The organism is Arthrobacter sp. KKT183, assembly GCF_055657625.1.
In genome coordinates this window covers 14,835-40,035 of sequence record NZ_JBVMVW010000002.1, presented here as the reverse complement: position 1 = coordinate 40,035, position 25,201 = coordinate 14,835, and the positions used below count along the sequence as shown (strand labels likewise).

The 25,201-nt window shown below is 62.2% G+C and carries 25 protein-coding genes and 3 pseudogenes; 18 read left to right on the top strand and 10 right to left on the bottom strand.

What is annotated here, in order from left to right:
- Positions 1–140: 140 nt before the first annotated feature.
- Complete coding sequence (locus ACZ2GY_RS17500; RefSeq protein ID WP_471673686.1) at positions 141–305, top strand: hypothetical protein; 165 nt, start codon at positions 141–143, stop codon at positions 303–305.
- Positions 306–335: 30 nt separating this feature from the next.
- Complete coding sequence (locus tag ACZ2GY_RS17495; RefSeq protein ID WP_471673685.1) at positions 336–878, top strand: helicase associated domain-containing protein; 543 nt, start codon at positions 336–338, stop codon at positions 876–878.
- On the opposite strand, the gene ACZ2GY_RS17490 is transcribed toward ACZ2GY_RS17495, so the two are convergent.
- From ACZ2GY_RS17490 to ACZ2GY_RS17480, 3 genes are all read right to left on the bottom strand, one after another.
- The gene (locus ACZ2GY_RS17490; RefSeq protein WP_029212120.1) at positions 855–3,821 is read right to left on the bottom strand and encodes a Tn3 family transposase; all 2,967 of its coding nucleotides are present in this window, start codon (positions 3,819–3,821) and stop codon (positions 855–857) included. The two genes, ACZ2GY_RS17495 and ACZ2GY_RS17490, sit on opposite strands and share 24 nt — an antisense overlap.
- A gap of 87 nt (positions 3,822–3,908) precedes the next feature.
- The gene (locus tag ACZ2GY_RS17485) at positions 3,909–4,481 is read right to left on the bottom strand and encodes a recombinase family protein (protein WP_029212121.1); all 573 of its coding nucleotides are present in this window, start codon (positions 4,479–4,481) and stop codon (positions 3,909–3,911) included.
- Positions 4,482–4,604: 123 nt separating this feature from the next.
- The gene (locus ACZ2GY_RS17480; protein ID WP_016996892.1) at positions 4,605–5,510 is read right to left on the bottom strand and encodes a LysR family transcriptional regulator; all 906 of its coding nucleotides are present in this window, start codon (positions 5,508–5,510) and stop codon (positions 4,605–4,607) included.
- A gap of 87 nt (positions 5,511–5,597) precedes the next feature.
- Here ACZ2GY_RS17480 and ACZ2GY_RS17475 point away from each other — a divergent pair, with 87 nt between their 5' ends.
- The 6 genes and pseudogenes from ACZ2GY_RS17475 (at position 5,598) to ACZ2GY_RS17450 (ending at position 10,433) form a co-directional block, all read left to right on the top strand.
- Entirely contained in the window at positions 5,598–6,659 is a 1,062-nt protein-coding gene (locus ACZ2GY_RS17475; RefSeq protein ID WP_029212122.1) for a YeiH family protein, read from the top strand.
- A gap of 23 nt (positions 6,660–6,682) precedes the next feature.
- Positions 6,683–6,796: pseudogene (locus ACZ2GY_RS17470) on the top strand (hypothetical protein); the annotation flags it as partial.
- A gap of 65 nt (positions 6,797–6,861) precedes the next feature.
- Positions 6,862–7,035 carry a hypothetical protein gene (locus ACZ2GY_RS17465; RefSeq protein WP_471673684.1) on the top strand — a complete coding sequence of 58 codons (174 nt, stop codon included), beginning with the start codon at positions 6,862–6,864 and terminating at the stop codon, positions 7,033–7,035.
- Positions 7,036–7,552: 517 nt separating this feature from the next.
- Positions 7,553–8,596 (top strand): annotated as a pseudogene (locus ACZ2GY_RS17460) (IS110 family RNA-guided transposase); the annotation flags it as partial.
- Positions 8,597–8,858: 262 nt separating this feature from the next.
- Positions 8,859–9,176, top strand: coding sequence for a hypothetical protein (locus ACZ2GY_RS17455; RefSeq protein ID WP_471672534.1), 318 nt, complete (start codon positions 8,859–8,861; stop codon positions 9,174–9,176).
- Between the two features lie 933 nt (positions 9,177–10,109).
- Positions 10,110–10,433, top strand: a complete 324-nt coding sequence (locus ACZ2GY_RS17450; protein WP_471673683.1) for a glutaredoxin family protein — start codon at positions 10,110–10,112, stop codon at positions 10,431–10,433.
- A gap of 320 nt (positions 10,434–10,753) precedes the next feature.
- Here ACZ2GY_RS17450 and nhaA read toward each other — a convergent pair whose 3' ends face one another.
- Entirely contained in the window at positions 10,754–12,124 is a 1,371-nt protein-coding gene (gene nhaA, locus ACZ2GY_RS17445) for a Na+/H+ antiporter NhaA (RefSeq protein ID WP_471673682.1), read from the bottom strand.
- A gap of 153 nt (positions 12,125–12,277) precedes the next feature.
- Complete coding sequence (locus tag ACZ2GY_RS17440; RefSeq protein ID WP_471673681.1) at positions 12,278–13,432, bottom strand: calcium/sodium antiporter; 1,155 nt, start codon at positions 13,430–13,432, stop codon at positions 12,278–12,280.
- Between the two features lie 365 nt (positions 13,433–13,797).
- On the opposite strand from ACZ2GY_RS17440, the gene ACZ2GY_RS17435 reads away from it, so the two are divergent.
- The 6 genes and pseudogenes from ACZ2GY_RS17435 to ACZ2GY_RS17410 all read left to right on the top strand — a co-directional run.
- Positions 13,798–14,910, top strand: a complete 1,113-nt coding sequence (locus tag ACZ2GY_RS17435) for a TerC family protein (protein WP_471673680.1) — start codon at positions 13,798–13,800, stop codon at positions 14,908–14,910.
- A complete protein-coding gene (locus ACZ2GY_RS17430) occupies positions 14,907–15,350 on the top strand; it encodes a hypothetical protein (protein WP_471673679.1) in 444 nt (147 codons plus the stop codon). The genes ACZ2GY_RS17435 and ACZ2GY_RS17430 overlap by 4 nt, the downstream gene beginning before the upstream one ends.
- 54 nt (positions 15,351–15,404) lie before the next feature.
- Positions 15,405–15,788: a helix-turn-helix transcriptional regulator gene (locus ACZ2GY_RS17425; protein WP_346027948.1), complete on the top strand. Its 384-nt coding sequence runs from the start codon at positions 15,405–15,407 to the stop codon at positions 15,786–15,788.
- Positions 15,785–15,958, top strand: a complete 174-nt coding sequence (locus ACZ2GY_RS17420; RefSeq protein WP_346027949.1) for a hypothetical protein — start codon at positions 15,785–15,787, stop codon at positions 15,956–15,958. The genes ACZ2GY_RS17425 and ACZ2GY_RS17420 overlap by 4 nt, the downstream gene beginning before the upstream one ends.
- 269 nt (positions 15,959–16,227) lie before the next feature.
- On the top strand, positions 16,228–16,653 hold the full coding sequence (locus ACZ2GY_RS17415) for a succinate dehydrogenase hydrophobic membrane anchor subunit (protein WP_346027950.1): 426 nt from the start codon (positions 16,228–16,230) through the stop codon (positions 16,651–16,653).
- Between the two features lie 294 nt (positions 16,654–16,947).
- Positions 16,948–17,129, top strand: a pseudogene (locus tag ACZ2GY_RS17410) (hypothetical protein); the annotation flags it as partial.
- A gap of 384 nt (positions 17,130–17,513) precedes the next feature.
- On the opposite strand, the gene ACZ2GY_RS17405 reads toward ACZ2GY_RS17410, so the two are convergent.
- A complete protein-coding gene (locus ACZ2GY_RS17405; protein ID WP_346027951.1) occupies positions 17,514–17,882 on the bottom strand; it encodes a hypothetical protein in 369 nt (122 codons plus the stop codon).
- A 372-nt stretch (positions 17,883–18,254) separates the two neighbouring features.
- Complete coding sequence (locus tag ACZ2GY_RS17400) at positions 18,255–18,539, bottom strand: DUF1540 domain-containing protein (RefSeq protein WP_346027952.1); 285 nt, start codon at positions 18,537–18,539, stop codon at positions 18,255–18,257.
- A 336-nt stretch (positions 18,540–18,875) separates the two neighbouring features.
- Here ACZ2GY_RS17400 and ACZ2GY_RS17395 point away from each other — a divergent pair, with 336 nt between their 5' ends.
- A complete protein-coding gene (locus tag ACZ2GY_RS17395; RefSeq protein ID WP_471673678.1) occupies positions 18,876–19,958 on the top strand; it encodes a TerC family protein in 1,083 nt (360 codons plus the stop codon).
- Between the two features lie 856 nt (positions 19,959–20,814).
- Here ACZ2GY_RS17395 and ACZ2GY_RS17390 read toward each other — a convergent pair.
- From ACZ2GY_RS17390 to ACZ2GY_RS17380, 3 genes are all read right to left on the bottom strand, one after another.
- Positions 20,815–22,305, bottom strand: a complete 1,491-nt coding sequence (locus tag ACZ2GY_RS17390; RefSeq protein ID WP_471673676.1) for a hypothetical protein — start codon at positions 22,303–22,305, stop codon at positions 20,815–20,817.
- Between the two features lie 224 nt (positions 22,306–22,529).
- Entirely contained in the window at positions 22,530–22,850 is a 321-nt protein-coding gene (locus ACZ2GY_RS17385; RefSeq protein WP_035753760.1) for a helix-turn-helix domain-containing protein, read from the bottom strand.
- Between the two features lie 4 nt (positions 22,851–22,854).
- Positions 22,855–23,934 carry a tyrosine-type recombinase/integrase gene (locus ACZ2GY_RS17380; RefSeq protein ID WP_471673675.1) on the bottom strand — a complete coding sequence of 360 codons (1,080 nt, stop codon included), beginning with the start codon at positions 23,932–23,934 and terminating at the stop codon, positions 22,855–22,857.
- A 57-nt stretch (positions 23,935–23,991) separates the two neighbouring features.
- Between ACZ2GY_RS17380 and ACZ2GY_RS17375 the strand changes: the two genes are divergently transcribed.
- The 3 genes from ACZ2GY_RS17375 (at position 23,992) to ACZ2GY_RS17365 (ending at position 24,967) form a co-directional block, all read left to right on the top strand.
- Positions 23,992–24,258 carry a hypothetical protein gene (locus ACZ2GY_RS17375; RefSeq protein ID WP_471673674.1) on the top strand — a complete coding sequence of 89 codons (267 nt, stop codon included), beginning with the start codon at positions 23,992–23,994 and terminating at the stop codon, positions 24,256–24,258.
- A 91-nt stretch (positions 24,259–24,349) separates the two neighbouring features.
- Complete coding sequence (locus ACZ2GY_RS17370; RefSeq protein WP_471673673.1) at positions 24,350–24,697, top strand: hypothetical protein; 348 nt, start codon at positions 24,350–24,352, stop codon at positions 24,695–24,697.
- 12 nt (positions 24,698–24,709) lie between these two features.
- Positions 24,710–24,967 carry a ParB family protein gene (locus ACZ2GY_RS17365; protein ID WP_471673672.1) on the top strand — a complete coding sequence of 86 codons (258 nt, stop codon included), beginning with the start codon at positions 24,710–24,712 and terminating at the stop codon, positions 24,965–24,967.
- The last annotated feature ends 234 nt before the right edge of the window (positions 24,968–25,201 follow it).

The following is a 25,201-nucleotide window of genomic DNA, read 5'->3' as shown; positions in this document are numbered from 1 at the left end:
GGCTGATTTGTCTATAGGAACATCTCCTCCGGCCGCCGCAGTGGGCACGACACCGGCGCACACCACCTAAAACCCCGTGACCACGCCACCGGCCCCGGTACAGTAACCCCAAAGGAAAGCCAGTTCCAGGGGGAAACCAGATGACCAGCACCGACCTCGTCCACTCGGCACACCAGGTCTCCTACGAGCGGCCCAGCGCAGCCGAAGAAGCCCTCACGAGTGCCATACCGCTCGGTGCTGCTGTAGCGGGGCCGGTGAATCTCACCTGGGACCGGTTCGGCAGGGATCTCTGGCCCGGTGCCTAACAGGCGCAACCGCCGCACTCCGTAGCGTCGATGAACGATGATGATGCCCGCGAGTGGGGGCCGGCGACCTCCCGCGAGGAATGGACCCTCATGTACGTCCGTGGGCTGAGCATCAGGAAAATCTCCCGGCTCTGCAGGGTCAAATACGAAAAAGTCCGCCTCCACATCCGCACCCAGGAACGCCGCGACCCGACGCTGGCCGGTCGCCGGCTACTCGTCCACGACCAGCCCACCCTCCCACCACCTGGCTGGCAGGAGACCGCGTCTCGGCCGTCCTGGGACGACCGGTACACCGAGCTGCGCGACCTCATCACCCGCATCGGCCGGTTCCCGCAGCAGCTCTCCGGCGACCCGGCCGAACGCCGACTCTACAAATGGATTCGCTGGCAACGCACCCGCCACACCCACGGCCGGCTCACACCAGACCAAGCCAACCGGCTGGACCAGCTCGGGAACTGGCAAGGTAACGCCCTCGGGAATCGGGAAACCCACTGGCACGCCATCCACACCCAATTAGGGGTGGCTTGTGAAAAAGTGAATTATCCGACGCTAAGGTTTCGCTGGGCGCCGTAGCGGCCTGTATTTGCCGGGTTTGATGTGGTTGGCGCGGGGCCAGGTGTAGTCGCCGGTGAGGTTGATGTGTTCCCATCCCAGGGGTGAGAGGTACCGCAGTAGTTCAGGGTCTGTGGTGTTCTCGTCTTTGTTGAGGGTGGTGATGGTGCGGTCGAGGTAGACGGTGTTCCAGAGCACGATGGCGGCGGTGAGGAGGTTCAGCCCGCTGGCGCGGTAGCGCTGCTGCTCGAAGGACCGGTCGCGGATTTCGCCGAGCCGGTTGAAGAAGACGGCCCGGGCGAGGGTGTTCCGGGCTTCGCCTTTGTTCAGGCCGGCGGTGACTTTGCGGCGCAGGTTGGGGTCTTGGAGCCAGTCGAGCAGGAAGAGGGTCCGTTCCAGTCTGCCCAGTTCCCGCAGAGCGGTGGCGAGCCCGTTCTGGCGGGGGTAGGCGCCGAGTTTTCGCATCATCAGGGACGCGGTCACGGTGCCGGTTTTGATGGACGCGGCGAGGCGGAGGATCTCGTCCCAGTGCGCGGTGATCGTTTTGGTGTTGAGGGTCCCGCCGATCAGCGGCGTCAACGTGGCGTGCCCCGGATCGTTGGTGGGTGTGTAGAGGCGGGTATCGCCGATGTTGCGGATTCGGGGTGCGAACCGGTATCCGAGCAGGTGCATGAGAGCGAAGAGGTGATCGGTGTATCCGGCCGTGTCGGTGTAGTGTTCCTGAATCGCGAGGTCGGACTCGTGGTAGAGCAGCCCGTCCAGGACGTAGGTTGCGTCGCGGTCTCCGACGTTGATGAGTTTGCTGTGGAAGGGCGAGTACTGGTCGGAGACGTGCGTGTAGATCAGTCGTCCGGGCTCGGCACCGTATTTGGGGTTCACGTGCCCGGTGGATTCGGCTTTGCTGCCGGCACGGAAGCGCTGCCCGTCCGAGGACGAGGTGGTGCCGTCGCCCCAGTGCGTGGCGAAGGGGTGGACGTGCTGGGTGTTCACCAGCTCCGACAGGGCGGCACTATATGTTTCGTCCCGAATGTATGAGGCTTGGTGGCGGTCCAGTTGGGCGTAGGTGACGCCGGTGCAGGACTCGGCCATCTTCGTCAGGCCCAGGTTGATTCCGTCGGCCAGGATGGCGGTGAGGAGAAGTTGTTTGTCCTTGGACGGCTGGCCGGATTTGAGGTTGGTGAAGTGGCGGGTGAATCCGGTCCAACTATCGACTTCCATCAGCAGATCGGTGATCCGGATGCGTGGGAACATGGCACTGGCCTGGTCGATCAGGGGCTGGGCGTGCGCGGGGACGATCGTTTCCAGCGGGGTGATTCTCACGCCCTTGCCGGTGATCAGCACCCCGGGTAGTTCATCGCGGGAGGCCAGCTTGTTGACTTCCTTCAGTCGTTCCTGAAGGAGGGCCAGCCGGTCCTGGAGGTATCGGGTGTTTCCGTCGGCCGTGACCAGAGGCAGTTTCCCGGTGGTTTTCATGCCGGTGTAGGCGGCGCCGGTGAGAAGGTAGTCATCGAAGTCGCGGAACTGGCGGGATCCGGTGACCCACATGTCTCCGGAGCGCAGCGCGTTCTTCAGTTCCGCGAGGGCACAGAACTCGTAGAAGCCCCGGTCCAGGCCGGTGTGGGTGAAGACCAGCGGTTTCCACCGGGGCCGGATGAACGAGGTGGGCGCATCGTCCGGGATTTTCCTGGCGCCGGTGCTGTTCAGGGTTCGGATGACGTTGATCGCGGCCAGCAGGTCGTGTGCTGCGGGCGCTGCGTGGAGGTCAAGGACGGCAAGAAACGCCGGGGTGTAGCGGCGCAGCGTGGTGAAGTGGGTGCTGACGAGAGCCAAGTGGTCTTCGAGGCCTGGCCGGGTGAGTTCCTTGGCGTGGGCGATGCTTGTTGCCAGGGATTCCCAGCCGATGGCCGTTTCGATCGCGGCGAAGGGATCTTCGCCGTTTTCCTTGGCCTCAAAGAGGGCATCCCCGAGCTTCGAGTGCAGGCGCATCATGGCTGTGACGGTGGAACGGGATGCCAGGGTGGTCTGGTTGTGCTTGTTCTGCGCGGTTCGGATGAGCCGGCCGATGATCCGGTCGTGCAGCTCGATGATTTCGTCGGTGACGGTTGCCATGCTTTCGGTGGCCAGGGCGAAGAGGGTCGCGTATCGGCGTGCGGGTTCGAATTTGGACAGATCGGCCGCGGTCATGGAGGCACCTTCACGGGCAAGCTTGAGCAGCCTGTTCCGGTGCACCAGCCGGCTTGCCGCCCAGGGCAGGTCCAGCGCACGCCAGGTAGTGAGCCGGTCGATGTGCTCATTCATCGACCGTGCGTTCGGTCGTAACGGTGCCTGGCGCAGCCAGCCGATTTCCGTTAGGGAACTGTCGGGGCGGCGGCGCAGCAGCCCGTCGAGCCGTTGCCGGTGGTCCACGGACAGTTGCTCACCCAAGGTGGCGTAGATTCGCCGATTCGCTCTGGTCAGCGCTTGTGCACAGGCCCTTTCAATAATCCCGATCCCGGGCAGCGCGATCTTCTGTGCCTGGAGGAAGTCCATGGCGCTCTTCACCAGGAGCAGGCCCTTGTCCGTGTGTGCGGCCACATCACTGACGTGCTCCACGAGCTGGCGGAAGTCCGCGATGCCGAACGCGGATATGCCCAGATACGCGCGGATCTCGCGTCCGTGTTCCTGCCGCGTTTCCTCACGTGTTCCGTACTCGTCCCACGCCTCAATGGAAACGGCCAGCCGGGAGGCCATCCATGAAATCAGCTCAGGAGCCACCTCAGTGTCCTCGGCCAGCGCGATTCCCGGGTGGCGCAGCAGGCACAGCTGGATGGCAAAGCCCAACCTGTTCGCGTCCCCGCGGCGTTGCCGGATCAGCGACATGTCCCCATCGCTGGGTGTGTAGTGGGCTTCAAGGTCCTCCGTCCCGGTGGGCAGTGCCAGGATCTGGCCGCGCTCGGCCACCGTGAGCAGGGAACGCAAGGCCACCTCAGATTTCCTGTGCCGCTACGTTGCCGCCCCACGGGGACACCATCTCTACCTGCAGCGGATTTACCTGCAGCGCACGGGCACCGCTCATGGTTTCGCCAGATGCCGGTAGATGGTGGGCCGGGTGACGCCGAATTCCTGGGCAATGTGCTCTACCGTGTGGGTCCGTTTCCCATCGGGGCCCTTCTCGTCATACATTTCGCGGGCCAGCCTGACTTGGCGCGGGCCGAGTTTTGGTTTCTGCCCGCCGGTCCGGCCCCGCGCACGGGCCGCGGCCAGCCCGTCACGGGTCCGTTCGGACATCAGAGCGTGTTCGAACTCGGCGATCGAGCCCAGGATCTGGAAGAACATCCGACCGATCGCTGTGGAGGTATCGATGCCCTGGTCCAGGACGACCAAATCCACACCGCGTTCCTGCAGCGTCTTGGACAACTCGATGAGGTTCTCCAGCGACCGGCCGAGCCGGTCGAGCTTGGTGACGACAAGCTGATCCCCTGCCCTGTTGGCCGAGAGCAGGGCCTTGTCCAGTTCGGGCCTGCGTGCCAGTTTCCCTGAGGCCATGTCGAGGAAGATCTGCTCGCAGCCGGCCGCAGTCAGGGCGTCGTGCTGGGCTTCGGGGTGCTGATCGCGGGTGGAGACCCGTCCGTATCCGACTCGCATCACCAAAACGTATCACCAAGGCGGGTTCCCGTTACATTGGCGCGTACACGGGAACCGTTACATATAAGACCCCGGATTTTCGCGCAGCCTCGAACGTCAGTGGGAGTGTCTCGCAAACGATCGTTACCGGTCAGTTCGGGCGATGACATCCAGGAAGTCCCGTACATGAGGCGGCGGAGCCGTCCCCGCCCAGATGGCGGTGAGCGGGCGGGTGATCTGGAGATTGTTGATCCGAACTCGGACGAGTCGGCCGGCACGGGTGTCCTCGGACACTGCGAGGGAGCTCAGCGCGCCGGGGGCGATGCCGGCCATAATCGCGCTGCGAACGCCGAGCGTGGTCGTCAGCACGGCTGCGGGCTCGGCTGCGAGTGGAAAGCCCGCCACGGCGAGGGCGTTCTCGAGCGCTCGTCGGGTGCCGCTGCCGGTCTCGCGGAGCACCAACCCAGTGGCCGCCAGTTCACGAACGGACACCTGGCGGGTCTTCGCCCACCGGTGACCGTGCTGCACAACGACTTCGATGGTGTCGTAAGCAACAGTGACTGACCGGAGGCCGGCGGGAACGACAGGGGTCTCGATGAGCCCGAGGTCTGCGGTTCCCTCGCGTATGGCCTCGACGACCGTGCTGCTGTTGGCGGCTGTGAGCTGAACGACCGGGCCGTCATCGCCGTGAGAGATGCGCCACCGGGCGATCCATTCCGGTAGGAGGTGTTCTGCGATCGTGAGGCTCGCGGCGATGCGCATCATCTTCCCGCGATCCGTGCGGAGCGAATCGACAGCATCCGAGAACTCATCGGCCGCCGTCAGCAGCGTTGTTCCCCAGCCGACAATCAGCTCGCCCGCCGGAGTCAATCGCGAACCCCGTGCAGAACGCACCAGGAGTCGCACGCGCAAATCTTTTTCCAGTTTCCGGATGCGCAGAGACACCGCCTGCTGACTCACGCCCAACTGCGTGCTTGCCGCCGACATGCTGCTTTCCTTCACGACGAGCGCCAAGGCTCGCAGTGCCTCCAAGTCCGGCCCGTTGCGCATCTTCCGCCTCCCAAGCACAAGCATAACTTGTATGGCGGACGGTATCTGCCTCTACTCGCACGAGCGGTCCGAGGAAATGATGGATGCATGACCCATGCCCAGGACGTTGCGACCGCCCGACCGGAACACACGCTGCTTGCCCGAGTCCGCGCGCTGCTGCCCGGGCTTGTCCTCTGCCTCGCCGCGGCCGGAGCATCGTACGGGGTCAGCCTGCTGCTGCCGGGAGTCAGCCCGCTCATTATCGCGATCGTGCTTGGCGTACTCCTGGCCAACGTCGTCCGGCTGCCAGCGGCAGCCTCCGACGGCATAGACTTCTCCGCGAAAAAGCTCCTGCGCGCCGGCATCGTCTTCCTCGGACTCCAACTGGTACTGACAGACATCCTCGAACTCGGAGCCCCGATGCTGGTCGTCATCGTGTGCATTGTCGCCGGCGGACTGTTCGGCACCGTTCTCCTGGGGAAGCTGCTACGGGTTCCATCCGGGCTCTCGCTGCTAATCGCCTGCGGATTCTCCATCTGCGGCGCGGCAGCCGTGGCGGGCGCGGCAGGGGTCACCGATCCGGACGACGAGGCCGAGGAAGACACCATCACCGCGGTCGCCCTCGTGGTGATCTTCGGAACGCTGATGATTCCCCTCGTCCCACTGATCACGGACCTGCTTGGCCTGGGCTCCGAGACGGCCGGGATGTGGGCAGGGGGTTCCATCCATGAAATCGCGCAAGTCGTCGCCGCTGGAGGCATCATCGGTGGCGGAGCGCTCACGGTCGCGGTCATCGTCAAACTCGCCCGAGTGCTGCTGCTCGCCCCTGTCGTGGCCATCCTTAGCATCCGGCAGCGCCGTCTCAGCCGTACGGCAGGCGAACCCGGTCAACAGATGTCGCATTCGAAGCTGCCGCCCGTCGTCCCGCTGTTCATCATCGGGTTCATCGCGATGGTGTTCGTGCGTTCCTTCATCCCTCTGCCGGGCACCGTGCTGATGGCCGGTGGGCTGCTGCAGACAGGACTGCTGGCTGCAGCGATGTTCGGACTCGGCTGCGGCGTCAAGGTTCGGAACCTCGTCAAGGTGGGCCTCAAGCCCTTCGCCCTAGCCGCACTCTCCACCGTTCTCGTCGCAACGATCGCCTACTGCGGAGTCACCTTCGCAGGCTGAACATGGCCAGCACCAGGGCGTCATTATCACCCCTGGGATGGGAACACATCAACCTCACCGGTGACTACACCTGGCCCCGCGCCAACCACATCAAACCCGGCAAATACAGGCCGCTACGGCGCCCAGCGAAACCTTAGCGTCGGATAATTCACTTTTTCACAAGCCACCCCAATTACTGCAGTTCATCCAGGACACCGGGCGCATGCCGCACCGCGACACCGAGAACGCCACCGCGCTCGAGGCCACCCTGGATGTCTGGATTCAAACCCAGCGCGCCAAAGCCCGCGCCGGCAAACTCACGCCCACCAGGCGGCACACCCTCGATCAGACTGTGCCGAGCTGGAACACCACGCGGGCCTCGCTGCGCTCGGGCTGACAAGCACACACTGATTTTTGCTGCTGTCGTAAGGATTATGCGCCCCCGCTCCACAGCGTCAACCGGCCAACGGCCGGCCCATACCCGCACAGCAATGATGTCCGGCGCTCCTCACGTCGCTTATTTCCTCCCACATTCCAGCTGCGGGTGCTGCCCTACGGGTTGAGCACTGCTCCGACTTAGGGCAAGCAAGCGAGCTTGCCGGCAGGCAAAAAACAATTGTGAGTCTTACGACGGCTGGTCTGGGACTAGCTGGCAGTGTTGATGCCGGTCGTTCTGCCTGGCGCGTGACTCGAAAAACAAATGGCCCCCTTGCGGGTGCATTTCCCCCGACTTGTCCGCGCTGGGTGGGGCGGCCGGCGTTGACCTGTTCCACGTCGGTGGCTTGATTAGAAGCTTGCCCAGCCCCTGCGGTTGTGGCTCATCACAGTATTGCCTCGAAGTGACTCTTCCCGGGTCCAGTGCCGGTCGTGATGCGACCAGTCTTGCCCATTTGAAAGGAAGGAGGGTGGCCGCGTTGACTACCGTTGCGCAGACCCGCCCGTTCGTCATCGGCGTGGACTGCCACGCCCGCACACACACGTACGCCATCATCGAGGCCCGCACCAACCGACAAGTCGCGTGCGAGCAGTTCCCGACCACCTCGGCAGGGATTTCCCGCGCACTTGCCTGGGTAGGTCGACGGACAGACGGCGATATGGCCTGTCTATGGGCCATTGAAGGTATCGGCTCTTATGGTGCACGTCTGGCCCGGGCAGTAGCCGACGCCGGCTATGACGTCGCCGAAGCTCCACGGATGAACGCCCGAGGTCGCCGGGCGATCGGCAAATCCGACCCGCTGGATGCCGCCGCCATCGGAACCGCAGTCATCGGCTTAGAGGAATCACAGCTTCGAACCCCGCGCCGGGATGAAGGAACCCGTGCCGGACTCAGGATCTTGAGCGCAGCCCGGGATCAGTTGACCCGGGAACGAACAGTGAATGTCAATGCACTCATCGCCTTGCTCCGGGCACATGATCTGGGAATCGACGCTCGTAAACCGCTGGTTCCCGCCCAGATCGCCACGATCACCAGATGGCGGGGACGACAGGAGCAGATCGAACTATCGATCGCGCGCGAGGAAGCAGTTCGGTTGGCGCGCCGCGTTCACGAAGTGACCACTCAGCTGACCGCGAACCAGAAGCGCATGACAGAGCTGATCCAGCAAAGCCCCGCTGCGCCGCTGTTGGAGATGGTGGGCACCGGGGCTGTCACGGTCGCTACGGTCATGACAGCTTGGTCGCATCCAGGAAGGGTTCGCAGCGAAGCTGCCTTCGCCTCCCTAGCAGGGGTGAACCCCTTGCCAGCCTCAAGCGGTAACACTGTCCGGCACAGGCTCAACCGGGGCGGTGATAGGCGCCTCAACCGAGCCTTGCACACCATCACCATGACCCGGATGGTCCACGACCCCGGAACCCGGGACTACGTCGCCAAACGCACTCAAGAAGGCCGCAGCTACCGCGAAATCCGCAGATCCCTCAAGCGCTACATCGCCCGAACCCTCTACCGCCAACTCAACACCCTTTACGCCACCGCGGAACCGGCCCCATCCCACGCTGCCTGTCCGGTGAAGGCGGTCCAAACACCCCGATTTCAATCGAGCTGTAGTTTTGAAGCCCAATAGAAAGTGCTCTCGAACGGAGATTGTTGTGTCACTGAGCGAACTGGCTCACGAGTACAGACCCGGTCGAGCTGCCTACGACGCAGGCCAGAGGACATTTGTTGGACTTGTGATTGGCGGCCCGTACGAGGACTGTTTCATTCACGTCGGCACATGGAGAATCGTGCCAAAACGCCGATTCCTGCTGTTTCCTGGACGTACTGAAGGTGACGATTTCGGAGGGTACTTCGCGGACTTCATCGGGACTTCTCAGCATCACGACGAGTCCTTCGAGTACACCGAGAACCCGCTGAACTTTGACCAGATGGACGATTTCCTGCGGCAGCACGACATACTCTGGGCAGCTCCTGACGACGTCGATGTTTTCGCTCGCGCGTATATCCCTCACATAACCAGCAGATTCCGAACGCCCAAGCCACGCAAGCCAGTTGAACCTCTTCCGCGCAACTGGCCGAATCCGCCCGAAGGATGGGAGCGATAACGGTCCTTTCATTCTGAGACACCAGCGGAAGGAGTCAGGAATGTCGGCGGAAATGGCCGCGCTTCATTCAGACCAGGATCGGCAGCGTTACCATCGCCCGATCCAGCAGCCCATCCAGATGCCTTAGAAAAGTACGGCTTTTCAAGACACGTAGCCAAGGGGCCGCCTGAGCCGATCGAGTGGGCGGGGTGCTGATGGAGGGTTCGCAGGGATCACCAGGAGAAAGGGCGTCCGCTGGCGCGGCCGGCTGTGGGTCCAGTGCCGGCTCCGCAGGGCTCCGCCGCCTCTGGCCCTGTTCTGTCTACGACGTCTTGGCTGCTGTCCTGTCGGATTGTACGTGCCCGCTCCGGCCGGTCTAGCCCCTCCTTCGTCGGGGCCTGCAATTCAGGAAATGTCCCTGCAGCGCTCCTTCGTCGCTGATTTCCTCCGGGAATTTCCCGCCCCTTGCCTTGCAGGTAGACGGGCCTCCGTCGGCCACAGCTCCGCAAGCTTCGCCAGCAGCCAAAACAACGGGGGAGAGGAGAAGCCGGCCGGTCACCTAAGCCGCCCCGGCAAAACAACTTGGTCCGCACCCGCACCCATTTCCAGCCGCTTGACAGACATAGAAGCGTCGGGGGAGAGGAGAAGCCGGCCGGTCACCTAAGCCGCCCCGGCAAAACAACTTGGTCCGCACCCGCACCCATTTCCAGCCGCTTGACAGACATAGAAGCGTCGGGAAGGGACAAGAAGACAACCACCAAAACCAGGGAGCAAGAGCGGGCGACAGATCTGTGTTTCTGTAGATCTGTGTTGCTGCATCAGTGCGAAATTAGCTACTAAACCGCTGCAATTCAAGCGAGAAACCCTTTTTATTCAGATGAAAAACTACTAAAATTGAGCTAGCAGTACAGCAGTTGACTCTTACTAAAACCGATACGAGACCAAGGACTGACAATGGCTACCTACACCGTGTACACCAAGCCAAACTGCCCCCTCTGCGTTGAGACCAAAGGCTACTTCGAACGAAAAGGCGTCGGTTTCCGCGAGGTCGACATCACCAAAGTCTCCGCAGTGTTCGAGTACATCACCGTCTCCCGTGAGTTCATGAATACTGAAGCCTCGAAACGGCCGAACTCAGGGGTCTTGGTGTGTCCTTGCTGCGGAGAATCCTTGGGTTCGATCAACTTGACGGCGTCCGGCGACTCTATTGCGCAATTTGCTGGTGATGGATGCCGTCAGCCGTTCGCGAGATCTGTGAGCCCCAAGATCGCTGCATAGCGTTGGGCCCCGCCGATGGTGAGTCCAAACATGTCGCAGATGCGCCTGAGGTCCCCGTTGGTGGCGATGAGCTCCTGGAGGATGCGGTCTTCGCGGACCTTCTGGGTGGTCGTGCCAATGCGCCGTGTGACCCAGTCATAGCCGACTGGCCTGTGTTCCGTGGCGCTCTGTCTGCTGATGAACAGATGCTGGTTCGCGGTATTGGGCCAGCACTCTTCCCTATATTCGAGCCAGGCCTTGATCCGATCGCGGACCGGGGTTGCGAGGGGGAGAGAGTGCAGGGATCGTTCCGGTCGAGGATCAGGTGTTGAGTGCCGCTCCTACGGGCGCCCGTCCCTGGCTTCATCGTTCTGGTAGATGTCGGGGACGCCGTCGTGGTCGGTGTCGATGGACTCGAGATTCTCGATAGCCCGGTAGTGGCGGTTTCGGGCCTGCAGCAACGCTCCGGCCAGCAGAGCCGCTGCCACAGAGCCGGTGAGGACCGCGACCTTGGCGTAGTCGGTGTTGACACTGCCTGCAGCGAAACTCAGCTCGGCGATGAGCAGGGAGACGGTGAAGCCAATCCCTGCCAGCAAGGACACGCCCACCAGGTCGATCCATTGGAAGGACGGGTCCAGGCGCCGGCGGGTGATCTTGGTGGTGAGCCAGGTGGCACCGACGATCCCGATCGGTTTGCCCATGATGAGCCCGGCGATGATACCCACAGCGACGGGGGCGGTCAGGGCTGTGGTGAGTCCTTCCCAGCCACCCACTGCCACACCGGCAGAAAAGAAGGCGAACACTGGCACTGCGAACCCGGCAGAGATGGGGCGGAAGCGGTGTTCGAATTCCTCAGCCAAACCCGGGCCGGCCTCAGGTCCGCCGCTGGCCTTGCTGCGCATCACCGGGACCGCGAAACCGAGCAAAACGCCGGCAACGGTGGCGTGGACGCCGGCCTCGTGAACCAGCACCCAGACCACCAGTCCCAGGGGCAGCAGGATGATCCAGAATGCCCAGGCGTGCCGGCTGAAGAACCGGGAGAAGCGATGCGTGAAGAAGGCGAAGACTGCCAGCGGGACCAATGCGAGCAGCAAGGGCGTGAGCGCTACGTCATCGGTATAGAAGACGGCGATGATTGTTATAGCCAACAGGTCATCCACCACCGCAAGAGTCAGCAGGAACAACCGCAACGCGGGAGGTAGGTGGGAGCCGATGATGGCCAGCACCGCCACCGCGAAAGCGATATCGGTGGCTGTGGGAATAGCCCACCCGCTGACCGTCTCCGGGTTCACAGCGTTGAATGCAACGTAGACGAGCGCCGGAACAGCAACCCCACCGACGGCTGCGGCGACCGGGACCACGGCCTTGCTGAACTGGCGCAGGTCACCGGCCACGAACTCCCGCTTCAGCTCCAGACCCACGAGGAAGAAGAAGATGGCCAGCAACCCGTCGGCCGCCCATTTGCTGAGGCTGAGCCGCAGGCTCCAGGGCTCGTAACCGATCTCGTAGTCACGCAAGGCGAAGTAACTATCCGCGGCAGGAGAGTTCGCCCACACGATGGCGGCCAGTGCTGCAACGACCAGCAGTATGCCCCCGACGGTCTCTTTACGCAGGATCTCCCCGACACGGAGCACCTCGCGGTAGCTGCCACGGTGGAGGCTATCGTGGCTGTGATCCTCCGGGCCAGTGGTGGGGTCGTCGTGGCTGGACATGGGCGGCTCCTTGGTCTGCGGGTTCGTCGAATGTGCTCATGCCGACTAGATTTCCTTAGCTCACCAGATCGACAGTCTACGTACGGACCGCCTCGACCGACAGCCACCCCTTGTCCGGTTCACCGCCGGCTGGCAATGGCCAGCAACTCCGGACTAGGGCGAGGTTCGGGTCTGGTCCGGGTTCCGGCGGCCCTTGTGGAGCCCGATTTCGTAGGCTGTGAAGGAGATGAGGGTGGCTGCGATCAATGGTAGTACGAACCAGGCCATGGCTGCGGTGAACCCTTCCAGGGCATCGTGTGCGGTAGCGGTCAGAACGACATATCCGGTGTAGGCCAGGTACAGCCCCACGAACAGGATGCCCTCCCAACGCGCGATCGCGAAGCCGGTGAACGCGACGGGCAGCAGTGCCACCGCGGCTGCCAGCATCACCGGTATATCGAAGGCCACCGCAGCAGCGGATACGGGAATGCCCTCAAGAGAGATCAGGGCGGGCAGTCCGAGCACCACCCCAATGTTGAAGATGTTGCTGCCGACCACGTTACCCACGGCCAGGTCTCGTTCACCGCGGCGCACCGCAATGATGGATGTCGCCAGTTCGGGCAGCGACGTCCCGACTGCCACTACAGTCAGACCGACCACGAGACTGCTCACGCCCAGTGTGGCGGCAATGCTCACCGCGCCTTCCACGAGCAGCGTGGCACCGGCCACCAGTAAGGCGATCCCCAGCAGCACGAGCAGGAGCGATTTGCCGAAAGAGTCCGCAGGCGCCGCCTCTTTCTCGCCGGCCGAATCGGCGGTAGCTGAATCGGCGGTAGGCGAACCCCCGGCCGGGTCCGGCGTCGTGGGGATCTTCGCGTCGCGGCGGCCGATGACGACGGTCATTACAGTGTGCACAACCACGACGCAGAAGAGAACCAACCCATCCACGGCACTGATCCTCCCGTCCAGGGACACGAGGAGCACCCCGACTGACAGGGCGACCATCAGGGGCAGGTCAAAGCGCACCAACCGCTGCTTCACGGCAAGCGGAACAACCAGTGCGGAAAGTCCGAGGATGAGCAGGACGTTGACGATGTTGCTGCCGACCACGTTGCCCACAGCGAGCCCGGGTTCGTCGCGCAGGACAGCGCCGATGGTCACGGCGAGCTCCGGTGCTGATGTGGCTGCCGAGACCACGGTGAGCCCGACCACCAGCGAGGAAATCCCCACGCGACGGGCCAGCGCTGAAGCCCCCCGCACCAGGAATTCCCCACCCAGCACCAGCAACACCAGCCCAGCCACGATCCGTCCCACGTCAAGTGCATCCATGGGTAGGAGTGTACGGAGCACAGCCCAATCCTGCGACCGGTGCCCGCAACAACTCCACCCCCCGATGGTAAAAATCACGGTGGGTAGCAACCGGTCAACCCACTGTGGAATCAACTGGACCGGGGGCAGTGCCGGTTGCCGTTGTCGTCTGCTGGGGATAGCTGACTGAACGTTGCAGGGGTATCAGATCGTTGCCCCGTAAGCCGATCCTTGACCCTGATAGGTGAAGCGTGTTTCACTTATTACGTATATGGAGGGGAGTATCCCCTGATTGTCCCGTCGTCACTACGGCCCGCAGCGGTCCGGCGGGCAAGGCCCTTACGGGCTGGGAAAGACCTCCGATCGAATTGATCGGAGGATTTTTAATGGATGTCCCATTCTGGATTTGGGCCGCGGTGCTTGGCTTCATCGTTGTGATGCTTGCCGTTGACCTTTTCGCTCACCGCAAAGCTCATGTCATCGACGTGCGGGAGGCGGCCGTATGGTCCGGCGTGTGGGTGGTCTTCGGTGTCGCATTCGGCGTACTGGTTTGGATGAACTGGGGCGCCGAGTTCGGCCAACAGTATTTCGCCGGGTACCTGATCGAGAAGTCCCTCGCCGTTGACAACGTCTTCGTTTGGGCCATCATCTTCAGCTACTTCGCCGTCCCGCGGGAGTTCCAGCACCGTGTGCTGTTCCTGGGCGTGCTGGGCGCACTCATTTTCCGGGGAATTTTCATTGCCGCGGGCGCCGTGCTGATCCAGAACTTCGCCTGGATTCTGTACATTTTCGCTGCTTTCTTGCTCTACACCGGTTACCGGATGATCCGCCAACGCAACGAACACCTGGACCCCGAGAAATCCGCTGTCCTGCGCCTCTTCCGCAGGTGGATTCCCATGACCGAGTCCTATCACGGACAAAAACTGTTGGTCCGACGTAACGGCGTATTGCTCGCTACCCCACTGTTGGCGGTGCTGGTGTTGATCGAGGTCACCGACGTGGTCTTCGCTGTGGACTCTATCCCCGCGATTTTCGCCGTGACCGATGAAGTGTTCCTCGTCTTCACCGCCAATGCCTTCGCGATCCTGGGCCTACGTGCCATGTACTTCCTGTTAGCAGATCTGATCCATCGCTTCATCTACCTCAAGATCGGACTCGCCCTGGTCCTGATTTGGGTCGGCATCAAAATGCTCCTCAAAATCGACCTTTTCTACATCCCCACCACTATCTCCCTGGCCGTGGTCGCCGCAATCCTCACGGTTTCCATCGTGGCCAGCCTGAGGGCCACGCGCGGTCAAGGCCGTCAAGCTCTCCCTCAGCCCTCCGATCCTCCCTTCCGGGTCGCCACCGAGGGAGAGGACGCCGAGCTGGAACCGGTGTGGAAGCGTCGTCGAACCAAAGCCCATGCCAGCCAGCACGCCGACGCCGGAAACACCGACAAGGAAAACAAGGTCGGAGACGACCGTGAACCCTCAACTAAGGACGGAGGTAAACGATGACCGCGGTCGTAATCGCTCCGCGTCGCCCCATCGTTGCCATCATTACCCATGAATCGGATGCAACGATCGTGGCGCACACCGCGGTCGGGATAGCTTCAGAACAGGACCGGCCATTACTTCTTTTAGTACCCATCCAACGGCCAGCCTTCACTATCGACCCGTCGATAGTGGCACGAATCAATTACCGGTTGCTCCGCGACGCTGAAACTCTCGCCGCCCAAGCACAGCCAATACTGGAAGCGGCAGGATTCTCCAGTCCTACGCGTGTGGCGTGGCACGGCGCCAGGTCTTTCAGGCGTTCCCGTCCGGCCCGAGCCGCAGCCTTGGCCCGTGCCGCGCGCCGGGCACACGCGGCCGTTGTCGTCACTGGGATCAAACTGCCGACGGCATTGACACGCGGGATGAAGATCCTGTGTCTAACAGATGATGACGCGCACTAACACAGCACGCAGGGCAGAAAAGATCTACCGGCGTCCACGGAAAGGACCTTTCCAATGTCACACACAAGTTCAACGAATCCGGCCGCTGAAAGTCCGGCCCATGAAACAGCCAGCCAAGGCGTTGGACCAGCCCACCGCCCACCCTGGACGTTCCTGACCAATCACGGCCATGTCCTGATCACCGTGGCCAGTAACCCGGACATGCTGGTGCAAGACATCGCCCAAACGGTCGGGATCACCCCGCGCGGGACGCTCCATATACTCGCGGACCTTGAAGAGGGCGGCTATATCCACCGCATCAAGTCAGGCCGGCGGACCCACTACACAGTGGAGAAACACCAACATTTCCTCCACCCCTCCATCGCACACCAAGAGATTGGTGAATTGCTCAACTTCCTCGCCCCTATCGACGGGCACTTTCGAAAGGAATCACCATGAAAACCCGGACCGCAGCGCTCCTAGGCACAGGTCTTCTCCTGACCGGTGCCCTGTTTCTTACCGGTTGCGACGACACACCACTTCCGCAAATGCCAGGCGTGGAAGAACAAGACGGCGCTGATGACCAAGAGGAAAACGGTGAACAGGAGAACGAGCAGGACGATGACTAGCGGCACTAAAGCAGGACTAACAGTTAGTGGCCAGTGAGGGGTTGAAAAACGATATGACGATGGAACACGATGCCGCCAGGTACGCCGGACGAGACAGCCTTGAGCGATGGCATGTTCAATAACGCCTGTCGAGCGCTTCAAGCCTTTCCGTCCTTCATCGTCATCGACGCGAGCTGCCCCTCGGAGCAGCTTGTCGAGGACGTGCTGCAGGAGCTCAGAACATGTGGACTGGGCCTTCAATGACCCGCCCGCAACGAGACCGCGTCAGGATGCCTTTCAGTCCTCCGCGCAGCCGCCTGCAGGCCAGCAGCAACTTCGAAATGCTCGCCTGGCTGTTCATGCGGTGGTCCGGGGTCCTCCTTCTGGTGATGATCTTCATCCACCTGTTCGTGAACCTTGTGCTCGGTGACGGCATCCAGCAGCTCGACTTCGCCTTCGTTGCCGGCAAATGGGCACACCCCTTCTGGCAATGGTTTGATTTGATCATGCTCTGGCTCGCCATGCTTCACGGCACTAACGGTCTCCGCATCATCATCAACGACTACGCCGACACCGCCAGGTCGCGCCTCTGGCTCAAAGCCGTACTGCTTACCTGCTCCATCGTCATCATCGCGCTCGGATCCCTCGTCATCTTCACCTTCGAACCCTGCCCCCTCGGCGCCGATCCAAGCGCGTTGCCTACCTTCTGTCCATGAAAAGGAAGCCACCTGTGACTGTTAGCCAGGGACGGCGGTAAGTTGCACGTCGAGGAGGGCGATGCGGTCTCGCGGGTAAGGGGGCTTCCCCGTGTTGCCTCCTGACCGGTTATTCGGGAGAGGTGAATACTGTCTGAAACGTCGAGAGCATCAATCCTTGGAGTGGGTACCAGCGCAATGGGCCGATCGTCTGCCAGTGCCGGGTCGTCCGAGTGACAGTTGCCCTCGTCCGACGACTACTGGAGACGGCCGTAGGCTTCTGTACGGTTCCCCTCAGCCAAAGGCGCGCTTCCGGTGATCGAAGCGTTCCTGACTCTGCTCCTCGGAATCATCGTTATTTTTGCGATCATTGCCGCTAACGGCCATTTCGTTGCGCAGGATTCGCCTACATGTCGGTCGACCGCGCCAGGCTAAGTGCGCGTGCCGAGGCTGGCGACACGGCGGCACAACGCACTGAAATGACACGCCGACGTTCAGGACGCTGCCGCGCGAACCGGAGACATGCGCGTCCTCGTCCAGAATCCCACCGGGGCTGCTCCCCAAGTCATCCACGTCCGCCACACGCTTCTCGAACCGTCGGACCGGCCCGTCAGCGAACTCGCCCGGGCGGCATTCGTGCTCGACACCAGCACACGGTCTACGAGGCGCTGGCCCGAGTCCACCAGGCAGGCGAGTAACTCGCCGCCGTCATGAGAAACGGCCGCTTCGTCGAGGTGATCACACTCGCCGACGTCCTGCGACGGGTACTTCCATTGGAACTCACCAGGGATAAACGCACCAGCAAGTGAGATCGGCGGAAGCCACCTCCCTCACGGATAGTCACAGCCGTAATCCGACCCCGCCTGCGGCGGAACCGGAGGTCAAGCCTCTGCTGATTTCCTGCGGCGAGCGGCGATGAACGAGCGAATGCCGAGCGCCACATAGATGAGGAGCAGGACGAAAGTAATCGTGCTGGTGATCACCGCAGCAGGACGCTCCGCCTCGCCGGCGAAGAGCGCGCCGAGCTGCAGGACGTTCATCGTGGTGCCGAGGATGCCGAGCACTGCCACAACTAGGGCGATGTGGATGCCGATCTTCTGATTCTTCAGGCCGATGAGGCCGGAGATCAGGATGACACCTCCCAGGATGGCCGGGATCAGCGCCGTCCAGCTGGCGAATGCTGCGGCGATGTAAGCGGTGACGCCGAGGGCGATGAGAATGACGCCGAGTCCAATGGTGATGCGAGGCATGCCGCTCCTTACGCAGATGGTTTCTCTTCTACACAGCGTAGTAGAAATCCGGTCGTGACTGGAACCACCAGACTAAGTCGCGAAAAACCTCCAGTCGGAGCAATAGTCACAGGCGGCTGACCGCAGCCAACAGGCGCATACCAGAACGCATCATGTTATTCCTGTGCCCGGTGAAGCAGTCACGCGGACAAATGCACTCAAGGGGACAGGCGTGGTTAGCCGCCCAATGGACCAGATATGGGTGAAGGGCAGCCACCACTCCAGCAGCCACTGTCAGACCGCGGAATCCCTTCCGTATCACAGCGTGTTGGGCAGCCAGATGAGCAGCAGGACCCTCCAAGCGATGTTATCTATTGTTGTGCAGCTTTTGGCCTATTTTTGTGCGTAAGTGAGGCAGTCGGCGTTGTCCGGGCCCGGTCCGACGTGGACTTCGGCCGCCGTGCACATCAAATGATCGTTGTGGATGCATTCGGCTCGCTGGCATGCCCCGACACCGGCCAGGACCTTGGGCAGGCCGCCGTGTGTGCCGGTGTCGATAAAGGTGGAGCAGGAGGCGTGGTCTTGTGTGCCACCGACGGTAATTGCGGCGGCATTGCAGGCAGAGTGATCATTGAACGAACAGTTGGTTACGCTGCAGTCGGCTACGTGCGTTGTCATCGGGGGTCCTCCGTACTTCGGTCGCCCGGGCCGGGCGGCTCCAACACCTACGGTAGGCCAGTCCAACCTCATCAAAAAGACCCAACTATTTGATCTAATTTCTCGCCGTCCGTGGGTTCCACGGTGGTCAGAACATCGCACGGTCATTGGCATGATCGTGTCGGTTAGGACGGTTTTGGTGGGTTAGGATTACTTCATCAAGGGGAGTACTCCCGTCTGTGATCGGCCCGTCATTACGGATGCACTGAAGCATCTCGGGTCGTCGGTTCCGGTGTCGTCCGGGCGGAGGAGACCTTGGCGTATCTGTTCAACGCCTACCCCTTGGGAGCACCCCTTATGCAGGTCACACCTATGATCTGGTTCATCACGATCGCTGTGACGATCCTGTTCTTCGTCTACGAGTTCTTCGCCCACGTGCGTAAACCCCACGAGCCGTCCATTGGGGAATCGGCGCGCTGGTCGGCGTTCTACATCGGACTCGCGCTGCTGTTCGGTGTGGGGATCGGCATGGTGTCGGGCTGGAAGTTCGGCGGCGAGTACTTCGCCGGCTACCTCACCGAGAAGGCACTGTCGATCGATAATCTGTTCGTCTTCCTTATTGTGATGGCCGGGTTTGCGGTTCCGAAGAAGTACCAGCAGAAGGTGCTGATGATCGGGATCATCATCGCCCTGATCCTGCGCGGTGGGTTCATCGCCATCGGAGCGGCCCTGATCGAGAACTTCTCCTGGGTCTTCTATATCTTCGGTGCCCTGCTCCTCGTCCTGGCCTACAAGCAAGCGTTCGGCAGCCACGAGTCCAACCCGGCGGACGGTAAGTTCATGACACTCGTGCGCCGGGTCCTGCCCGTCACTAATGAGTACCACGAGGACAAGCTCACCGTGATGCAGGGCGGGAAGCGTTTCGTCACGCCGATGCTGCTCACAATCATCGCGATCGGCTTCGTGGACCTCATCTTCGCTGTCGATTCGATCCCGGCGATCTACGGGCTGACCAACGAGGCGTACATCGTCTTCACCGCCAATGCGTTCGCGTTGATGGGTCTGCGCCAGTTGTTCTTCCTCATTGGAGGACTGCTTGAGCGTCTGGTCTACCTAGCCCAGGGGTTGGCCGTCATCCTCGGCTTCATCGGTGTGAAACTGGTTTTCCACGCCCTGCACGTCAACGAGCTCTCCTTCATCAACGGCGGGGAACCGCTGCTCTGGGTGCCCGAGGTCCCCATCTGGCTCTCGCTGCTCTTTATCGCCGCCACCATCGTCGTCGCAACTGTGGCGAGTCTGCTCAAGACCCGCGGCGACGCGAAGAAGAACGCCCGCGGATTGGTTCACGGCGAACCGGTGATCACCGCCGATGCACACGACCGGGTCGAGGATTCCGAGGCCGACGAGAAGGCGACGTCCACTGCAGACATATCCAAATAGCTCCTCACCGGCAACTGTGAAAAGGGGGAGCCGGCCGTGCTGTAGGACCGCTACCCGCTACCCGCGTCCCCGGTCACGAGACAACGCCTGAACGGTTCTCGTGACCGGGGTCTCCCGTATGCTTGCGGCCCCCACATCGTTGCCAACCATTCCGTGTCCACCGGCAGGACGACGTATGGGCCGTTATCGGCGTTTCGTCGGATGCGGGGGATAACTCGGTCGAATGTACAGGGTCCATGTCGTTGACTCCCGTACAGGTTTTGCTGAAAGCTTCAGGGCATGACGACGAGTGAAGAAGAACCCGACTGGATGGCCAGAATGCGTGAGGCTTCGAAGCAGCGACCGCGGACACAGTTTCGGAAAATTGCCTGGTCAGACCTCCAGAAGCTCTTGCGTGAACGCGACATGCTGTGGCATGAAGCATCCCAGGAGTCACGTGCGAGGGTCGACGGTTTGCGTCAGACGGATTCCGGCAAGCCAGCCGGCTAGCTTTGCGGCAACGCGAGAGGTAGGCGCCATTTGCGCCGTTGCGGAGCGGAAACTACTTTCAGTACGAATAACGATGAGAAATGACAATGGCTACCTACGCCCTGTACACCAAGCCAAACTGCCCCCTCTGCGTTTGAGGCCGAAGGCTACTTCGAACGAAAAGGCGTCGGTTTCCGCGAAGTCGAAATCACCAAAGTCCCGCAGCATTCGCGTACATCACCGTCTCCCGTGAGTTCATGAATACTGAAGCCTCGAAACGGCCGAACTCAGGGGTCTTGGTGTGTCCTTGCTGCGGAGAATCCTTGGGTTCGATCAACTTGACGGCGTCCGGCGACTCTATTGCGCAATTTGCTGGTGATGGATGCCGTCAGCCGTTCGCGAGATCTGTGAGCCCCAAGATCGCTGCATAGCGTTGGGCCCCGCCGATGGTGAGTCCAAACATGTCGCAGATGCGCCTGAGGTCCCCGTTGGTGGCGATGAGCTCCTGGAGGATGCGGTCTTCGCGGACCTTCTGGGTGGTCGTGCCAATGCGCCGTGTGACCCAGTCATAGCCGACTGGCCTGTGTTCCGTGGCGCTCTGTCCGCTGATGAACAGATGCTGGTTCGCGGTATTGGGCCAGCACTCTTCCCTATATTCGAGCCAGGCCTTGATCCGATCGCGGACCGGGGTTGCGAGGGGGATCCTCCGCTGGTCCAGGTGCAGGTATCCGCTGTGCAGGTCAGTCAGGAGCAGGCTGCGGAGTTGGCCTGTTCGGAGACCGTAGAAGGCGGCCAGTGCAGTCACCGCGGCTGTGGCGGGGTCGGTGGACTCGAGTGCTTCCCTGAGTTTCGTGGGTGGGAGCGGGAGTGGAATCGTCGTTGCTTCGACGCCGGTCTGGATCCGGTTCAGGGGGTTCAGGAACACGAGCTTGTGCGCTTTGAGGATTCGGAAAATGCATCGGAGTCCGCGGCCCATGGTGGAGCGGGGATTGCCTGTGGGAGGCAGGACCGCTCGGATCTCATCGGCAGTGATTTCCCGGAGGGAGGTGTGCCCAGTGGCCGCCCATGTGCGCAGGGCTGGCAGGGACCATCTGAGGTAGAGGCGGATAGTAGTCTCCGAGCGGGGCTTGCTACGGGGTTGGGTCTTGCTGCCGGACGCCATGACGGAGTACCAGTGGGCGAGTTCGCTTTGCATCTGCTGGGGCAGGAGGGCGATGGCGCCGGCGACCCAGCGGTCGATCGCTGGCCCTTGGTCGTCGTGGAGCAGCCCGGCGGCCTGACATACTTCCAGCACTCTGGTGCGGTTCAGGCCGAGTTGCTTGAGCCGGAGGACCTCGGTGGTTCTGACCGGGGCGCCGGGTGTGTCCTGCAGGGCGAGCACGATCGCCAATCCTCGCTGGACATTCTCGACGTTGTTGCTGCTCCATCCTTGACGGGCGGCGAGTTCCAGGGTGGTCTGTTTGAGGAAGGCGGCCATTTCCGGGTGCGCGGTGGATGGGAAGCCTTGTATCCGTCCCCTGCGCAGGTCCCTTTCGGAGTCGAACAAGACCAGTTGGTGGTATGGGACGGCAGTGAACGGCAGGATATCCGGTCGGGCGCTCGGAGCTGGGTCGAACCCGGGGCGCCGGTAGCCTCGACGCTGGCTGGCTGCGACGTGTCGGAGGTCCGCAAAGAACAGTTGCTGGCCCGACTGGTTTGCCGCCAGCAGTCCCAGGCCCGTAGCCTTGGCGCCGGTGACGCGGTATTGGTGCCAGCAGAGTCTGCAGGCCTGTTCGTCGTTGACCGCCAGAGCGGCGTGGCAGGACTGGCAGGTGCCCATCGACTTGGTTTTGCGCCATCCGTGGCAAGCGGTGCAGAGCCATTCACGCATCCGGGTCACGCCCCAAGCATGGCAGTCGCGGCAGGAGGCCATCGGTTGCGGGGCGTTCGGGTGGCAGCGATCGCACAAGCCTGCGGTGTAGTAACCCTCAGTGCGGCTGCAGCGTCGGCATGGCGGAGGGAGTTGGGGCCCGCCGGGCATGCACGCGTAGCAATACCGCGTCCTCGGGTAGGCGCTCCACGCGACTGGTCGTTCGCCGCAGGTGCTGCAAGTCCGCGGAATGCTCATGCCGGCGGGCTGGAGCGGTTGCGCCCGAGCCGGGGCACGACAGCTGGTGGCGGAGCGTCGGAAGCGGTCCTGACAGCCTGGGGCCGGCGGGCTGAGACCTTCTCGGGTTCGCGGATCATCAGCTCTGCCGGAGAACAGTCGAGGACCGAACAGATTACGTCGAGGTCGTCCAGTCGAATCATCGTGGGGGTCCCGGTCCACAGACCCGACATTTTGCCGCCGCTGATCTCTAGGCCAGCCTCGGCGAGCCGGCGACGCAGCTCGGTCGACTTCCAGATCCCGCGCTCGGCGGCCACCATTCGAAGATTCCAACGCATCGTTTTATTCTCCTGTCAGCCGGGCTGCGACGCGTTGATTCGCGACTGCCCAGGCGTGGTCGATGTGCTCGGAGTGGACATGGATGTATCGAGTCGTGGTGGAAAGCCACTCGTGGCCGAGCAACTCCTGGACAGCTTTCAGATCCATCCCTCGGGCATAGAGCGAGGAAGCACAATAGTGCCGCAAGCCGTGAGGGCCCAGTCGGTCGCCCCACGTCGGGAGCCAGCGCTCCACCGCGGCCGTCAGCCCGCCCCTGAGCGTGTCATCCCCGGCACGCTTGCAACTGCCGGTGACGCGGTCCCGCCGCTCACTCGGCAGCAGGGGAGCGTCGGGGTCGAGGTAATCGTCGCCGAACTGATGCCGCACATCTCTCAGCCACCACTCCATCAGGGCATCGACCGAGTCGATAGCTGGGACAAGGCGCGGCTTCGGACCCTTGCCGCGACTTCCCTTACCGAACCGAACGTGCAGCTTGCCGTGCTCTCCGAGGTCCGGCCGCCAGTCCTTGATATCGAGCATCACCGTCTCGTTGATCCGGAGTCCGGCACGTCGCCACAGCGAAGCGGCCAAATAATCTCTCGCGGCCGGCAGGTACTTCCGCGCAGCAGGAAGCGCCTCGCGCCATCCCGTAAACAAAGCCTCGACCTCGGGGTCGCTCGGCGGGACACGGGAAGCGGCCGAGGACGAGCTGGCGGGCCTATTGAACTCATCGATCGGCTGTGTGACCACGTAGCCGGTGAGGGCGTGGATATCGCCCTGGTGCCGGGCAATGAGGAAGTCGAAAAAGCGCCCCAGCGTCGAGGCCTTGCTTTCCCTGGTCGTCCGCGCCAGGTCTCGTTCCTGCCTCAGATAGGACAGAAACCGGTCAGCGTCCGACTCCGATGCTGTCCACAAACGCCGATCCAGAAAGCGGGCGAACTCGAACACCGCGGTCCGCTCCGCATGGACAAATTTGTCGCTCAGCCCGGCCCCTACTTGAGCGAGGGCATACTGATCGATCAGCTCCTGCTCGAAGTCGTCTTCGTCTTGCTCCGAGCGCAGGGGTTGGGCCATCCCGATCGAGCGGACGGTGGCGAGCCCCATCACCCCTGCCCGGGTTCATCAATGCAGCTCATTCCTCATAAATACCATGGCATCTTCATGATTCCTGAAACTTTGTCGATCTTCTATAAGAGAGTCGCAACTACGGACTATCCGCAGTACGTCAACCAAGTGCAGACAGGCCCTGAGAACGAACTCGCGGGAGTAGGGACAGCGAAAATCAACCGCACCCAGCGCAGCAACGACACGGGTGGGGGAGCCCAGCGTAGCCAGGGCACACAACCCGACCCATGGGGTGCACCAGCCGGCGCGACCAGCAACAGTGGTTGGGGTAATGCACCCGAAACCATCGACCCACCGTTCTAAACCACTCGCTCTCGAATGCTGAGGGAGTGCCGGCGATCAGGCAGCGTTACGCTGGTCGCCGGCACTCTTGCCGCAACCGTAAGGACCAATGATGAGGGACAAGCCCTATGCAGGCCCCAGCGACACGAATGACTTCGACGAGCTCAGTCCGGACGAGGCCGCGAAGCTGCTCAACTCTTACCGGCTGCTGGGGGATTGCTTCGAGCTCTCGGATGATGCGGACATGATGGGCCGCGGATGGCTCATCGAGGACTGGCGGACCCTGCTGGAGGGCCACCAGGAACGACTCGAGCGGGCCGAACGGGAACTCAAAGCAGCGGTGAAACTCGCCCGCAACGAAGGCGGTGACTGGCACGACATCGCAGAAGCCCTGAACATCACCTTCGCCGAAGCCCGGGCACGGTTCGAAGAACCCACCGGAAAGCCGATGAGTGAATGAGTATCTGGGTACATGAGTAAGCGAAAGCCGGCCTCCTTCACCCCGTACTTCACCCAGGAAGACGCGGGCATGGTCCGTGCCGCGTTCCTCGCCGCAGGAGCCGGTGAGGGGTATGCGTCCGTGTCAGACTTGATCGAGAAAGCGGTCCTGAAGGAAGTGCGCCGGCTGCAGCGCAAGTACAACGGCGGCAAACCCTGGGAGCCCGTCCCGCCGGGTGCGCTGCGTACCGGTCGGCGGAATCTCGATGAGGAGAAGCACCGGACCGAATAGATTTCCTAATTCCTTATTAGTGGTTCCCGATTCGCCGAGTTGGTGACGAAGGGACTGCTGGCATCAACGGGCTACGCAGCAACTGCCTTACTGGTGGACTCCTGAGATTTCCTAGGTCCATGGAGGCCCCGCAAAAGAATGGCTGTCACTGGTGAAGTGGTTGCTGCGAAACCTGCCCCACCCCACCCCCGGCCTGCGATGAGCTTGGTGACTTTGCCATTGCTCGGGGTGTCT